This is a genomic window from Sedimenticola selenatireducens DSM 17993 (genome assembly GCF_000428045.1).
Taxonomy (GTDB): Bacteria; Pseudomonadota; Gammaproteobacteria; order Chromatiales; family Chromatiaceae; genus Sedimenticola; species Sedimenticola selenatireducens.
In genome coordinates this window covers 240,014-253,753 of sequence record NZ_KE386617.1, presented here as the reverse complement: position 1 = coordinate 253,753, position 13,740 = coordinate 240,014, and the positions used below count along the sequence as shown (strand labels likewise).

The 13,740-nt window shown below is 55.6% G+C and carries 14 protein-coding genes; 7 read left to right on the top strand and 7 right to left on the bottom strand.

Translation table 11 applies throughout. From position 1 onward, the window contains the following. Positions 1-384 precede the first annotated feature (384 nt). Positions 385-855, bottom strand: a complete 471-nt coding sequence (locus A3GO_RS0121755; RefSeq protein WP_029135192.1) for an aminoacyl-tRNA deacylase — start codon at positions 853-855, stop codon at positions 385-387. A gap of 235 nt (positions 856-1,090) precedes the next feature. On the opposite strand from A3GO_RS0121755, the gene A3GO_RS0121750 reads away from it, so the two are divergent. From A3GO_RS0121750 to A3GO_RS25030, 5 genes are all read left to right on the top strand, one after another. After that, a complete protein-coding gene (locus tag A3GO_RS0121750) occupies positions 1,091-1,927 on the top strand; it encodes a class I SAM-dependent methyltransferase (RefSeq protein ID WP_037376271.1) in 837 nt (278 codons plus the stop codon). A 160-nt stretch (positions 1,928-2,087) separates the two neighbouring features. Further along, positions 2,088-2,831: a phosphoadenylyl-sulfate reductase gene (locus A3GO_RS0121745; RefSeq protein ID WP_029135190.1), complete on the top strand. Its 744-nt coding sequence runs from the start codon at positions 2,088-2,090 to the stop codon at positions 2,829-2,831. Positions 2,832-2,859: 28 nt separating this feature from the next. Then, positions 2,860-3,198 (top strand): hypothetical protein, encoded by a 339-nt coding sequence (locus A3GO_RS0121740; protein ID WP_029135189.1) that lies wholly within the window; start codon positions 2,860-2,862, stop codon positions 3,196-3,198. Between the two features lie 23 nt (positions 3,199-3,221). Continuing rightward, positions 3,222-3,998, top strand: coding sequence for a sulfite exporter TauE/SafE family protein (locus tag A3GO_RS0121735; RefSeq protein WP_029135188.1), 777 nt, complete (start codon positions 3,222-3,224; stop codon positions 3,996-3,998). A gap of 26 nt (positions 3,999-4,024) precedes the next feature. After that, complete coding sequence (locus A3GO_RS25030; RefSeq protein WP_051302793.1) at positions 4,025-6,085, top strand: nitrite/sulfite reductase; 2,061 nt, start codon at positions 4,025-4,027, stop codon at positions 6,083-6,085. A 276-nt stretch (positions 6,086-6,361) separates the two neighbouring features. Here the strand turns inward: A3GO_RS25030 and phbB are convergent, their stop codons facing one another. Together phbB and A3GO_RS0121720 are read right to left on the bottom strand one after the other, a co-directional pair. Continuing rightward, entirely contained in the window at positions 6,362-7,111 is a 750-nt protein-coding gene (gene phbB / locus A3GO_RS0121725) for an acetoacetyl-CoA reductase (protein WP_029135187.1), read from the bottom strand. 33 nt (positions 7,112-7,144) lie between these two features. Continuing rightward, positions 7,145-7,513, bottom strand: a complete 369-nt coding sequence (locus A3GO_RS0121720) for a phasin family protein (RefSeq protein WP_029135186.1) — start codon at positions 7,511-7,513, stop codon at positions 7,145-7,147. 508 nt (positions 7,514-8,021) lie between these two features. Between A3GO_RS0121720 and A3GO_RS25025 the strand changes: the two genes are divergently transcribed. Together A3GO_RS25025 and phaC are read left to right on the top strand one after the other, a co-directional pair. Further along, positions 8,022-8,486: a phasin family protein gene (locus A3GO_RS25025; RefSeq protein ID WP_051302791.1), complete on the top strand. Its 465-nt coding sequence runs from the start codon at positions 8,022-8,024 to the stop codon at positions 8,484-8,486. 65 nt (positions 8,487-8,551) lie between these two features. Next, a complete protein-coding gene (gene phaC, locus A3GO_RS25020; protein ID WP_084610331.1) occupies positions 8,552-10,627 on the top strand; it encodes a class I poly(R)-hydroxyalkanoic acid synthase in 2,076 nt (691 codons plus the stop codon). Positions 10,628-10,723: 96 nt separating this feature from the next. Here phaC and A3GO_RS0121705 read toward each other — a convergent pair whose 3' ends face one another. The 4 genes from A3GO_RS0121705 to A3GO_RS0121690 form a co-directional block, all read right to left on the bottom strand. Then, positions 10,724-11,392 (bottom strand): YiaD family glycine zipper/OmpA-like lipoprotein, encoded by a 669-nt coding sequence (locus tag A3GO_RS0121705; RefSeq protein ID WP_029135185.1) that lies wholly within the window; start codon positions 11,390-11,392, stop codon positions 10,724-10,726. 241 nt (positions 11,393-11,633) lie between these two features. After that, complete coding sequence (locus tag A3GO_RS0121700) at positions 11,634-12,173, bottom strand: DUF2058 domain-containing protein (RefSeq protein WP_029135184.1); 540 nt, start codon at positions 12,171-12,173, stop codon at positions 11,634-11,636. A gap of 22 nt (positions 12,174-12,195) precedes the next feature. Beyond that, positions 12,196-12,972: a class II glutamine amidotransferase gene (locus A3GO_RS0121695; RefSeq protein WP_029135183.1), complete on the bottom strand. Its 777-nt coding sequence runs from the start codon at positions 12,970-12,972 to the stop codon at positions 12,196-12,198. A 21-nt stretch (positions 12,973-12,993) separates the two neighbouring features. After that, positions 12,994-13,554, bottom strand: coding sequence for a class II aldolase/adducin family protein (locus A3GO_RS0121690; RefSeq protein WP_029135182.1), 561 nt, complete (start codon positions 13,552-13,554; stop codon positions 12,994-12,996). Positions 13,555-13,740: the final 186 nt, after the last annotated feature.

Here is a 13,740-nt window from a genome sequence, read left to right as displayed (position 1 = left end):
GCCACTCGGACAGCTCTCCAGATAAATTGTCTTTTTTACCCAATCTGTCCTTCCTGGACCGGGCAGGAGCACGCGGCGTGCTCGTTACTCGGGCTCGCGCCCTCGCCCCTTCGGGGCCGTCGCCAAAGGCGACGTTCTCTCGGCGAGCCTCGAGTCAGCCACTCGGACAGCTCTCCAGATAAATTGTCTTTTTTACCCAATCTGTCCTTCCTGGACCGGGCAGGAGCACGCGGCGTGCTCGTTACTCGGGCTGGCGCCCCTGCTCCTTTTGGAAAAAAATCAGCACGCACAAACGTATCCCTCGTGCCTCTCTGATTTTTTGGAGGCGCAAGGGTATACCAGAACGTCCTTTGGTGCAATGGCGTCCGGGCAGATTATCAAATATCAGATGTGACGACTCATTAGTAGCTGTTTGGAATCTTTCAGCAGATTCCTGAAGTCTTCTCCTGACATCTTGATCAGGGCCTGGTGATCCCCTGCTTCAAAATAGATCTCCGGCTGATCAAGTAGCGAGGGATCCACCCAGGTGTCAATCCCGTAGGCTTCACCAACCGGAGGCATGGCGCCTATTTCGCAGTCAGAAAATGCGCCTGCCATCTCGCTTTCCGTAATCAACTGAAGCCGGTGTTTTACCAGTTCACTGAGTTTGTTGATCTCCAGACGGTGTGTCGCCGGTATCACCGCCAGCAGGTATCTGTCTTCGTCACCCAACAGAATACTTTTGGCCAGGCGGTCTCCTGGCACATGCGCAACTTCCGACGTCTCCAGTGCTGAGTTGGTCCGGACATGTTCAATCACTTGGTAGGACGTCCCATGATCCATCAAATACTCTTTTAAGGTAATTGCGATTCCCATAACGCCTCCTCTGCCGATATAATCACTCAAGTTGAGTTTCGTTATCAGTTTGCCCAATCAATCAATAGGTTATCAACCAATACATGACTAATACTGCAATCACCAATCACCCGCTGATCACACTTCGCATCATGTGGCAGGCTAACAGATCCGACGCAACACATTTCCTACTTTCCCCGCGCCTGTTTAAAGTATAGTCCCTGACACCAAGCGTAACTGATATCGGGTTTTTTCGATGACCAGCAAGAAAAAAGAGAAGAAAAAGCATAAAAAACAGCAGTTAGCCGATCTGGCAGACCGACATCAGCTCTATGAGCTCTCCGTTCAATATGCGGCATCCGAGATCGAATTTGTTGATGAGACTTACAAGTCAATTCGCGGCAACAAGGCACTGCTACTCCGGGAGGATTTCTGTGGTACGGCCAACGTCTGTTGTGAGTGGGTTCGTCACCGCAAGGGAAACCGAGCCATCGGCGTCGATTTGGATAAAGATGTACTGACCTGGGGGCAGGAGCATAAGCTTTCCGATTTGAGCATGGGCCAGCGCAAGCGTATCAACCTGATAGAAGAGAATGTGCTACAGGTGGAGACCGAAGCCCCGGACATTATCTCGGCGATGAACTTCAGCTATTGGTTGTTCAAAGAGCGCAAAGATCTGAAACAGTATTTCACTCGAGTCAGGCAGGCACTGGCCGAGGGGGGAATTTTTTTTCTTGATGCCTATGGCGGTTATGACTCGTTCAGAGAACTGGAAGAAGAGCGGGACATTAACGATGGGGAATTCACCTATATCTGGGAGCAGGAACGCTATGATCCGGTAACGGGAGGACTGATCTGCCATATCCACTTCGCCTTCCCGGATGGATCCAGACTGGACCGGGCATTCAGTTACGACTGGCGACTCTGGACCCTGCCTGAGATCAGGGACCTGCTGGAGGAGACCGGGTTCAGCAAGGTCACCATCTACTGGCAGGGTTGGGATGAGGATGGGGAGCCTGACGGCATTTTTGTTCCCGCCACTACCGGAGAGGCTGATGCCGGCTGGATCTGCTACATTTCCGCGGAAAAATAGCAGTACCCGATTCGGTCCATTCAAAGTGCCATATAACTCTCAATTATTTTTATATGCATATTTGATATTTTTATTACCCAATAAGTAAGACTAAGGTTACTCTCAGTTACTTGCCGCCATTGATCCAACGGCAAACCCATCATTTACTGAGGAGCAACCCATGAGCATTTCCATTCTGGATGTCCAACGCCTGGCGACCACCTACGATGATCGCTCCCCCGAGGAGATCATCAGCCTGGCACTGGAGACCGTCGACAACATCGCTATCTCCTTTAGTGGCGCGGAAGATGTGGTGCTGATCGACATGGCGGTGCAGATCAACCCCCACGCCAAAGTATTCTCCCTCGATACCGGTCGCCTGCATCCGGAAACCTATCGCTATCTGGAAACCGTACGCAATCACTACGGCATTGAGCTGGATGTAGTCTCCCCGGTCGGCGCAGATGTGGAGAAGCTGGTGCGGGAAAAGGGGCTCTACAGCTTTTACCAGGACGGCCACAAGGAGTGCTGCACGGTACGCAAAGTAGCGCCGCTGCGCCGCAAGCTCGCCACCCTGAGCGGCTGGATCACCGGCCAGCGCAAGGATCAGAGTGTCGGCACCCGGACCGAGATCCCGGTGATCCAGGAGGACCCATCCTTCTCCAGCGACGACAGCAAACTGCTCAAATTCAATCCCTTGGCCAACTGGACCTCTGCCCAGGTGTGGGAGTACATCCGCAGTAATGAAGTGCCCTACAACCCGCTGCACGCCCAGGGTTTTGTCAGTATCGGCTGCGAACCCTGTACCCGCGCCGTACTGCCCAATCAGCACGAACGCGAAGGTCGCTGGTGGTGGGAAGACGCCGCCGACAAGGAGTGCGGCCTGCACGCCGGCAATGTCGCAGCCAAGGCGGCTGCCCGCTGAATCAGGCCCACTAAATCAGGAGAGCATCATGGCCTTTATTACGATGGTAAAAAAACTGACCCGCGATGGACAACCCTGTGCCAAGTGCCGGGATGTGGAAGCACGCATGCACCGGGAAGGTCTGTTCGAGCAGATCGACCGGGTGGTGATTGCACAGGAAGGTGACCTGAGTAGTGAAGGCATGCGCCTGGCGGAAATTTACCAGGTGGATCGTGCACCGTTTTTTCTGGTGGCCGACGGGAGCGGTGATGTGCGTGTCTACACCGTCTACTTCAAGCTGTTGCGCGAGGTGCTGAAGCCGGCCCGGGAAAAAGGCCCCGCCCTGTCGGACCTGCTCAGCCCAACCCCCGCTGCCGAATTTATCTAGGACAGCAGAAATAAGGATCGACCATGGATCCCCTGTTCACACTGGCCGGTTTTGTGGTGGGCATCTGCGTGGGGCTGACCGGTGTCGGTGGCGGCGCCTTGATGACACCGATCCTGGTGATGGGCTTCGGCATACCCACCGCCCTGGCGGTGGGGACCGACCTGGTCTATGCCGCCATCACCAAGGCAAGCGGGGTCTGGTTTCATGGACGCAAGGGCAGCATCCGTTGGCGGCTGGTAGGCTGCCTGGCGCTCGGCAGCCTGCCGGCAACGGCGATTACCATCTGGCTGCTCGACTATCTGCAGCCAGGCGGCAATCACGAGCGACTGATCACCGTCGCCCTGGGCGTAACGCTGATATTCACCTCACTGGTGCTGCTGCTGAAGGAGCGTATTGCCCGGGGGCTGGAATCCGGCAACTCGCGAACCGCTGTCTGGATTCGGCGCCACAGAACCCGGTTGCTGATCCTGCTCGGGGCGGTGCTGGGTGTACTGGTTACGCTCTCCTCGGTAGGCGCCGGAGCACTGACGGCGGCCATCCTGTTTCTGCTCTATCCACGCATGCCGGCCATCGCCATTGTCGGTACCGATCTGGCTCACGCCGTGCCGCTGGCCACCCTGGCGGGCCTCGGTCACCTGCAGCTGGGCAACGTGGACCTGACCCTGCTCGGCAGCTTGCTGCTGGGCTCAATTCCCGGCACGGCACTTGGCAGCCAGCTGGGGATACACCTCCCGGAGCAGATACTGCGACGGGGGCTGGCCGGACTGTTGTTTCTGACCGGCCTCAAATTCGCTTTTTAGTGTTTAACTGACCACTGGAGTCAACCATGACCACCGCACCCAACCCGCTGATCGACTCGAACGATTTCGATGATTACGAGCAGCATCTGCAGAACTATCTGCAGGGCAACCTGGACCCTCACCGGTTTGTGGCGATCCGCCTCAATCTCGGCATTTATGCCCAGCGCCAGGACGGTATGTGTATGGTCAGGGCCAAGCTGCCGGGCGGACGCGTGAACCCCCGCCAGCTGCTGGGTTTCGCCGAGGCGGCGGAGAGACACTCCGGCACCGACAGCGTGCACATCACCACCCGGCAGGACATTCAGTTTCATTTTGTACCGCTGGAAAAAACCCCGGCGCTGCAGCGCACCCTGGGGGAGTACGGCATCGCCACTCGCGAGGCCGGCGGCAACACGGTGCGCAATATCACCGGCTGTTCCCTCGCGGGCGCCTGCCCGGCAGAGCATGTGGATATCAACGCCTATATCGACAAGGTGGCAAACTACTTCATTCGCCATCCACTAACGGCCTCCATGCCGCGCAAGTTCAAGCTGAGCTTTTCCGGCTGCGAATCGGATTGCGCCAACGGCTTGGTACACGACCTGGGGGTCATTGCCACCCGCCAGGAGGGACGGCCCGGTTTCCGTCTGCTGGTGGGGGGAGGTCTGGGCGGCAAGCCCAAGGAGGCGATCGTGCTGGAGTCCTTTATCGAGGAGAACCAGCTGATCCCGGCCATCGAGGCGGTACTGTCGGTGCACGACAAGTATTCCGACAGGAAACGTAAGATGCGTTCGCGTATCAAGTTCCTGCTGGATAAATTCGGTCCCGAGGGCTTTATTGAGAAATACCGCGTCGAGTATGCCCGTACCTCCAACGCCTACAACCCGGAAGTACAGCCGATCGGCGTTTGGCGTGAGCGCAGTGTCGATGGGAGTCAGGTCAAGACAACCCTGCGCGCTCCCACTGCCCAACACCAGGAGGATCTGAATATATTGCCGATCAGCGTGCCGGACGGCAGGCTGACCGTCAGAACTCTGCGCGATCTTGCCGACCTGCTGGTCCAGGAGGATCTGCACGACATCCGCACCACGGCGGACCAGAACCTGAGCATCTTCAGCGTGCCCACCGACAAACTCGGCAGCCTCACCGTGGCGCTCAAGGCGTTGGGGCTGAAACTGCCGCGCTGCGGTGATCGGGTGGTCTCCTGTCCCGGCACCGCCACCTGCCCGCTTGGCATCACCGCCTCGCGCCAGATGGCGCCTCGCCTGAGCGGTGGTGTGGGTGATCTGAGCGTGCGCGTCAATGGCTGCCAGAATGGATGCGCTAACGCCACCATCTCGGACATTGGTCTGTATGGCAAGGGACGGCGGCATCACGGCCGACTGGTTCCCAGCTACACCCTGCAGTTGGGGGGCAACGGCAGCGAAGGCGGCAGCATTGGCATAACCGGCCCGGATATCCCGGCGGTGCGGGTGCCGTCCGCAGTATCGTTGCTGCACGACAGCTACCACGCCGATCGCCTGGAAAACGAGAGTTTCCGCGACTGGACAAGACGTGAGGGGCGCGAGTACTTTGATGAGTTACTGGCCCACCTGAGCAACGTGGGACCAATGGAACTGGCGTTCCTCACCCGCGACCACGGCGACAGCAGTGTATTCAAGGTAGAGTCCCTGGGCGTGGGCGAATGTGCCGGCTCCCAGGCGGCCCCGGCCGACAAACTGTTACTGGATGCCCGCTATGAGTCCGATCTCAGTGTCGCCTTTGGCGCCAAGAACAAGCAGGCCGATGCCGGGGAGAGTCTGGAAAACCAGATCACCTATTCCGGACAGGCGTTACTGGAGATCTCCGGGCTTGATGGCAAACTGAAGGGCGAAGAGAAATTGCTACCTGCACTGCGCTCGGTCTATGGATCGTATAACGCCGAACTGAACAAGCTGGAGCAACTTTATGCCGATCTCCGCTCCTTCCAGTCAACCCTGGATGAGCTGCAACTGCCAAGCCTGATCACCACGGCCAAGGAGATCACCGCCTGGGCAGGGGCACTGGTCAGCGAGCATAACAAGCGCCCGCACATCAACGAGCAACCGAGGTCGGGTACGGACGGCTAACCCGATTCAGAATCCTGCCGAGTAGCGCCCCCTTTTCGGGGGCGTTTTTTTGCCCGTGCATAGGTTTATGGCTAAGCGCCATAACGTCGAACTGTGTCCGCCGCCAAGTCGCCTGCCGCCCCAGGCATTACATGGGGCGCCCTATAGGCGGGCATGGTCGGCCCGCTATAGAAAGCCTGTCCAGAATGCGTGAAGGATTGGGTAAAAAAATGCCCGGCAAAAAGCCGGGCAAAACTCTCTATGCACTATAAGAGAGGAGGAGGATTTATCTACCGATTAATGTATGAAGAGGGCACCGTTAACCGGAATATTGGCACCGGTGATATAGGCCTGTTCATCGGCCGCCAGGAAAGCGACAGCAGAGGCAATCTCTTCCGGGGTACCCATGCGTCCCATGGGAATGCCGGAGATGATGGACTCACGCACATCATCACGCATGGCAGCGGTCATGGCGGTCTCGGTATAGCCAGGCGACACCGTATTGGCGGTGACACCCTTGGCCGCACCTTCATGGGCCAGGGCCATGGTGAAACCATGAATTCCAGCCTTGGCAGCCGAATAGTTGGCCTGACCAAACTGACCGCGCTGACCATTGACAGAGGAGATGTTGATAATGCGTCCGAACCCGCGATTCAGCATCCCTTCCCAAGCCGGCTGGGTGACATAGAACGCGCTGCTCAGATTGGTGGTAATGACGGCATCCCAGCTTTCATCATCCATCCGTTTCATGGTCTTGTCCCGGGTGATGCCGGCACAGTTGACAATAATATCAACCGGTCCGAACTCTTTCTCAACCTCAGCCACCATGCGGGCACTGTCTTCAGCGGACGAGACATCACAAACCGCAAGCGCCACATCAACGCCGGCTTTTTCCCGAGCCTTGTTCCACTCAACCAGTTTATCCTCTTCGGCAGGATGATAAGTTGCAACCACCCGAACACCCTGTTTTGCCAGCCGTTCGCAGATTGCGGTCCCGATTCCACCGACGCCACCGGTCACGATGGCCAGACGTTTGTTTTCTCTCATAACTTAACTCTCTGTTTTTATTTTTAAATGCAATTAAGCGGCTTTCACGGATTTATTCACCTGCTTGGTGAAAATCTCAACGCCCTGCTCAGCCCATGAGCGATAGTCATCACGCGCATCGTTGGTAACCTGGAGGGCCTCACGACCTTTTACGACCAGGTTTTCACCAAACTGCTTGGCTACGGCCATTTCAGCATTGACCAGCTCTTTGACCTCTTTCACTTCGGTGGTTGCCTTGACCATTTCTATACCGGCATCCACAAACAGCCCAAAGGTCTCGGTCTGTTTTTCTACCAGCTTCTCCCAGGTGCGAAGATTCAGTTCGCCCAGGCTACGAGCCGCTTCAAAACCGGCGACTCCAAACTCTTTCATAACTTCCAGGTTAACGGCAGACGTTTTCATGTGATATTTCCTTTTGTGCGTTGCAATTTGTTGCGTTGCAGCATAGCCGCCCACCAGGCCTTATGTCAAGTTTTTTTGTGCGCCGCACAAACAGTTTTTCCGGACACCATTCTACTGCCTGGGCAAGGACTGCATCCATTGGTAACAGACGGTTAAAAACCCCTTATATATTGGATTAATATTTTGGTAACAAATAGTTAGCAACCTACTCCAACAACAGTAATTAATGATTATGACTACAGGCAGACTCGGTTTTTAATAACACTAAATCTATTTATTCCTTTCTTTCAGGGTGTCACGGAGGCAAAGAAGCACAATAATTTGTGCAGTGCACAAAAGCATGATACATTACTTGCCATAGAGCGAAGTCTATTGTGATTCTCGGAACGCTTGAGCCATGTCGGGCAGGGAAAAGTTCTAGCATCACCAGCACATTGTGCGGGCTCCTGAATCTTGATCAGCTCTTTATAAGTCCATCATCTTTTGATCACTTTTTGAGGTAGATTCCATGGCCACACAAAACCCCTTTGATTTTTCCGCCCTGTTTGCCAACTTTGACCCGCAGGCAATCGCCAAGCAGTTGCAGGAAGGCTTCGGCGGCGCATCGATACCCGGTTTGGACACCAATAACCTGGTACAGGCACAACGCAAGAACATGGAGCTGTTGATGTCCACCAACCAGGCAATGCTGGCCGGCTCCCAGGCCCTGATCCAGCGGCAGGCAAGCATGCTGCAGGAGGCCATTGCTGAAGTAACCGCCGCCGCCAACAAACTGGCTGAATCCGGCAATCCACAGGCTGTTTCCGCGCAACAGGTTGAACTGTTGCAGAGCGCTTTCGAGAAGGCGCTGGCAAACTCCAATGAAATCAGCAGCATGATTCGTCAAACCCAGGAGTCGGTTGCCGGTCAGGTGAACAACAGAATCTCCGAGAGCCTGCAGGAACTGAAAGAAACCATTGCAAAAGTAAAGTAGTCCGGGCTAACGCCCTTCCCTATACTAATTATAAATCTGCATGAGTTAAGGAACAGGAGAGAAACATGTCGAAATCTGACCAGTCCGAGGTCAACACATTGGGCTTTGCATCGACGACCATGGAGCTGCAGAAAAATTTCAAGCAGGTCGAAGAGATCATGGCAAATTTTGCCAAGTCTTATGAGCATATGGATCTGGATCCCTTCAACCTGATGAAATCCTCTGCCGAATGGTACGCAGCCTTGGCAAAAGATCCGCAAAAAGCGATCAATGCCAATATCTCCTTTATGCAGAAATCCATGGAGCTGTACCAGCAGTCCCTGACCAACCTGCTGGGTGGCACCGTTGCCACCGAGCCGGTAATCACGGAGGATAAGGGTGACCGCAGGTTCAAGCACGAGGGCTGGGAAGAGCAGCCGGCCTTTAATGCCATCAAGCAGTCCTACCTGCTGGTATCCAAATGGCTGCGCGATCAGGTGCAGGGTGTCGAGGGTCTGGATGAGCATACGGCAGAGAAGGTGGAATTCTTCACCGAGCGCTATCTCGATGCCATGTCACCGACCAACTTTGCCGCCACCAATCCGGCCGTGATCGAAAAGGTGATCGAGACCAAGGGCGCCAACCTGGTCCATGGCCTGAAAAACATGCTCGAGGACCTGGAGACCGGCAAGGGTGAACTGCGTATCCGCATGACCGACACCTCGGCCTTCAAACTGGGCGAGAATGTGGCTACCACGCCGGGCAAGGTGATATTCCAGAATCGCCTGTTCCAGCTGATCCAGTACACACCATCCACCGACAAGGTTCTGAAACGGCCGCTGCTGGTAGTCCCGCCCTGGATCAACAAGTATTACATCATGGATCTGCAGCCGAAGAATTCGCTGCTGAAATGGCTGGTGGATCAGGGCCACACGGTATTTGTGGTCTCCTGGGTCAATCCGGACAGCTCCTATGCCGACACCGAGTTTGCCGACTATCTCACCGACGGCATTTTGACCGCTGTGGACGTGGTGGAGCAGGCCACTGGCGAATCCGAAATTAATATAATCGGTTACTGCATCGGCGGCTCGCTGCTCGCCACCACCCTTGCCTATATGAAGGAAAAGGGTGATGAGCGGATCAAGAGTGCCACCTTCTTCACCACTATGCTCGACTTCTCCAATCCAGGTGAACTGGGAGTCTTTATCGACGAAGAGCAGATTTGCGGGCTGGAGAAGAAGATGAGCGAGAGCGGTTATCTGGATGGAACCCAGATGGCTGGCACCTTCAATCTGATGCGCGCCAATGACCTGATCTGGTCGTTCTATATCAACAATTATCTGCTGGGCAATGACCCCCGGCCGTTTGATCTGCTGTACTGGAACTCGGACTCCACACGGATGCCGGCCAAGATGCACACATGGTATCTGCGTAATCTCTACCTGGAGAACAATCTCTGTAAACCGGGAGGAGTGACCATAGACGGCGTCTCGATCGATATCTCCAAGGTGGATATTCCGATCTGCTTCGTCTCCGCCGTGGAAGATCACATAGCGCCCTGGAAGTCCACCTACTCAGGCGCCAAACTGTTCTCGGGTGATGTGCATTTCATCCTGGGTGGATCGGGCCATATTGCCGGGATTATCAACCCGCCGGCAGCAGGAAAATACAACTACCGCGTATCCGACCAGTTACCGGAAGATCCTGAGGCCTGGGCAGCAGGGGCGACAGTGGTCGATGGCTCCTGGTGGCCCGAGTGGGATCGCTGGGCAAAAGCCCAGGCGAATGACCAGGTAGCGGCACGCAACCCTGGTGACCGGGGTATGCCGATTATTGAGGATGCGCCAGGCAGCTATGTCAAACGCACTCTGAATGATATCAACCCGGTAGTCCCTGCCGCTGCCACCGATGTCGCCATCCAGGCAGCAGATGCGCCTCCGCAGGCTGCCGCCAACGACGTCCGGCCGGATGACCTGACTGCCATCAAGGGCATTGGCCCCAAGCTGGCAGGGATATTGAACAACTCCGGCATTGTCAGTTATGCCCAACTGGTGGAACTGGGCAGTGACGGCATCAAACAGCATCTGCTGGATATCGATGCGCGCCATGCCCGCTACGACACTTCCAGCTGGCCGGAACAGGCCAGGGCGCTGATGGCGTAATCCTGATCAGGGCACCAGCAAAAAGGCCAGGTCGTCACCGACCTGGCCTTTTTTATGCCTGCCTCAGGAGAAGCATCCGGGATTTTACCGGCTGCGCTATTGCACGTATGGCAACAGGGTCAACTCCACCCGACGATTCTGCTGGCGTCCCGCAGCACTACTGTTACTGGCGACCGGATAGCCCTCCCCGTAGCCCACACTATCGATGCGAACGGATTGAACGCCGTTGGCAATCAGAACCTGGCTTACCGACTGGGCGCGCTGTTGTGACAGACGCTGGTTATAGACTTCCGAACCGGTACTGTCGGTGTGTCCAGCCACCTCAATCATGGTGGACTTGTACTCTTTCAGCACCAGCGCCACCGAACCCAGGGTATCGACAAAGTCCGGATTTACATCCGCTCGATCAACCGCAAATGTGATATTACTCGGCATATTGAGAATAATGTTGTCCCCACTACGGGTCACACTAACACCGGTCTGCTCCAATTGCTGACGCAGTTTGGCCTCCTGAACATCCATGTAATAACCGACGCCGCCCCCCGCAAGCGCACCAATGCCAGCGCCCTTCAGGGCCCTTTCCTTGCGTTTCTTTTTGTCTCCGGAGGTGGCAATGCCCAGCACTGCTCCGACAGCCGCACCAATCGCCGCCCCTTTGGCGGCGCTGGCAGTTTTTTCCTCTCGGGTATACGGGTCGACGGTCGTACAAGCCTGCAGGCCAACCGTAGAAACAACCAGACAACAGAGGACGATTTTCTTATTCATTAACTACTCCTTCAAACCTGAAACCATCAGCCGGCACGCGTTTTTACAATACCGAACGCACAGATGAGCAAACCGCCACTTACTGCGCGAACGGCAAAAACCCGCCCGCTGTCGACCAGCCCATGCTTGCATATCATACGGTGCCAATCCCACTAAAGATTCACAATTCTGACAGATGAATACCCGATGGTCATTACAGGTCTGCGTTAGCTGATCCCGAACCATTTATTCTGAAAAAAGCCTACCACATCAGATCATCCGGCACCTGGAAATCGGCATAGGGATCTTCTGCATCCACCTGCGCTTCTGACTGGTTCCTCAATACAATCGTATCGGCGTCCCGTTGCTGAATTTTTTCGGCCACGCCAATGGGTACCACGGCATAACGATCATCAAACCGGGCAATGGCCAACTGTCCACGACTGAGTCGTGACTGAACCTGCTCAGTGACATAGAGCTTTTTAATCTTGCTGCCATCGGTGAAGCTGTAGGGTAGCTCACCGCCCTCCAGTACAACCTGGTTCATCTCAACCAGCTGGCGGATCTGTGCCTTAATGGCGCGTTTGTCGGCCTCGGCCTTGCGCTGGAGATTAAGCTGCCGGTCCCGTTCGGCCTGCGCGCGCCGGGCCTCTCTGGCGGCCTGTTTGACTTCATCCGTCGACTTGGCACTCCCCTTTCGCACCTGTTTGGCCTGCTTCTGTTTCTCTTTGCGGACATCGCTGGCCTTTTTCTTATCCACCAGGCCCGCTTTGAGCAGCTGATCCTGTAATGAGATACCCATCAATCACTCCTCATACAATTTGCTAATCTGTAAAATATTCAGCCACGGCGCCATTTTGAAACACCATGCACTGTCCCGGTGCTATCCGGGTCCACGCCTCATTGGCGGTCAGTGGTTCCGTGGCGATCACAGCGACCCGATCCCTTGGTGTGGTGACCTGCTTGAAATCCACCGACACATCCAAATCCTTCAGTTCCGCCTTGTCGAACGGATGCTGACGAACCAGGTAGTGCAGATCCGTGCTGCAGTGGGCCAACAGGAACTCGCCATTGGAGAGCAGAAAATTAAACGTGCCAAGCTGTGCAATCTGGTACGCCTTTTCGCGTATCGCCCCACAAAGCTTCTCGATGTCGGGCCGTTTTTCAAAGCGTTGTCGCAAATACTCCAGAATGACGCAAAAGGCGCGTTCGCTGTCAGTGGTACCCACCGGCTGGTAACAGCCAGCAAGTTCCGGCTCATAATTGAACAGATCACCATTATGGGCAAACACCCAGTATTCACCCCATAGCTCCCGGATGAACGGATGGGTATTCTCCAGTCGCACTGCCCCGACACTCGCCTTGCGGATATGGGCGATAACATTCATCGAGTGGATTGGATAACGCTTGACCAGATCAGACACTACCGAATCTGCCGAGGGCTGCACGTCCATGAAAGTGCGGCACCCCTTGCCTTCAAAAAAGGCAATTCCCCATCCATCCCGATGCTCATCCGTGTCACCACCACGCCGGGCAAAACCCTCGAAGGAAAAGCAGATATCGGTGGGTACGTTGCAGTTCATTCCCAGCAATTGGCACATGATTCAGGTCCGCATCCGGTTCTAATCCACGCTGCCCAGTTGGTGGGCAATAAAGGCGGTTTTAGCCGACAGCTCCAGTGAGCAGGTCCACTTGTAAGCCAGATTCAGCGTCTCTCCCACAGCATAGACACCGTGCCCCCGTACCACGGTGATACGGTGCGTTTTCAGCATGGCGGCAACCGCCGCCGGTGCCTGGGCCACGTAATCGGCATAGGCAATGGTGATCACCGGTACCTGGGGGAAATAGAGTTGTCCCTCAAAATCCACCGGGATAAACGTCTCCCCATTCAGGGTTGTCGCCACACTGTAGGGACCATGGCTGTGCAGTACTGCGGTGGCGGCGGAATTCTGTTGATACACCTGCTGATGCAGGGGACCATCCAGTGAGGCACCGGCGGGGCAGCCTTGTGAAACAGAACAGGCCACCAGATCATTGACCGACAAGGTATCGGCACAGGCACCCGTGGGGGTTATCCAGAACCGATCCCCCTCGCGCACCGAAGCATTGCCGCTGTGTGAATCGTTGTTACCGTGCCGCCTCAGCCACTGGTAATACTGCACCAGCTGTTCACGCAATTCCATCCCACCCCCTAGCTCTGTCCTATTGGCCTATGATAGGCGAATTATCCCTTTATCAGTACAATAACGGAAATCCCCTTACTGGATTCATTATGCAATCAATCAGCAACAGAGGCGTGCCGGAACAGCCGCTGGCTCCCGATTTCAGCGGCCCACGCGCTACCGCGGCCTGCAGCGTTGGGGTTCTAT

Bases quoted from the DNA above. Each gene is read 5' to 3' on its own strand.
- A3GO_RS0121750 (WP_037376271.1), top strand. From the start codon at position 1,091: ATGACCAGCAAGAAAAAAGAGAAGAAAAAGCATAAAAAACAGCAGTTA.
- A3GO_RS0121745 (WP_029135190.1), top strand. From the start codon at position 2,088: ATGAGCATTTCCATTCTGGATGTCCAACGCCTGGCGACCACCTACGAT.
- A3GO_RS0121740 (WP_029135189.1), top strand. From the start codon at position 2,860: ATGGCCTTTATTACGATGGTAAAAAAACTGACCCGCGATGGACAACCC.
- A3GO_RS0121735 (WP_029135188.1), top strand. From the start codon at position 3,222: ATGGATCCCCTGTTCACACTGGCCGGTTTTGTGGTGGGCATCTGCGTG.
- A3GO_RS0121720 (WP_029135186.1), bottom strand. From the start codon at position 7,513: ATGAAAACGTCTGCCGTTAACCTGGAAGTTATGAAAGAGTTTGGAGTC.
- A3GO_RS25030 (WP_051302793.1), top strand. From the start codon at position 4,025: ATGACCACCGCACCCAACCCGCTGATCGACTCGAACGATTTCGATGAT.
- A3GO_RS0121690 (WP_029135182.1), bottom strand. From the start codon at position 13,554: ATGGAATTGCGTGAACAGCTGGTGCAGTATTACCAGTGGCTGAGGCGG.
- A3GO_RS0121755 (WP_029135192.1), bottom strand. From the start codon at position 855: ATGGGAATCGCAATTACCTTAAAAGAGTATTTGATGGATCATGGGACG.
- phaC (WP_084610331.1), top strand. From the start codon at position 8,552: ATGTCGAAATCTGACCAGTCCGAGGTCAACACATTGGGCTTTGCATCG.
- A3GO_RS25025 (WP_051302791.1), top strand. From the start codon at position 8,022: ATGGCCACACAAAACCCCTTTGATTTTTCCGCCCTGTTTGCCAACTTT.
- A3GO_RS0121705 (WP_029135185.1), bottom strand. From the start codon at position 11,392: ATGAATAAGAAAATCGTCCTCTGTTGTCTGGTTGTTTCTACGGTTGGC.
- A3GO_RS0121700 (WP_029135184.1), bottom strand. From the start codon at position 12,173: ATGGGTATCTCATTACAGGATCAGCTGCTCAAAGCGGGCCTGGTGGAT.
- phbB (WP_029135187.1), bottom strand. From the start codon at position 7,111: ATGAGAGAAAACAAACGTCTGGCCATCGTGACCGGTGGCGTCGGTGGA.
- A3GO_RS0121695 (WP_029135183.1), bottom strand. From the start codon at position 12,972: ATGTGCCAATTGCTGGGAATGAACTGCAACGTACCCACCGATATCTGC.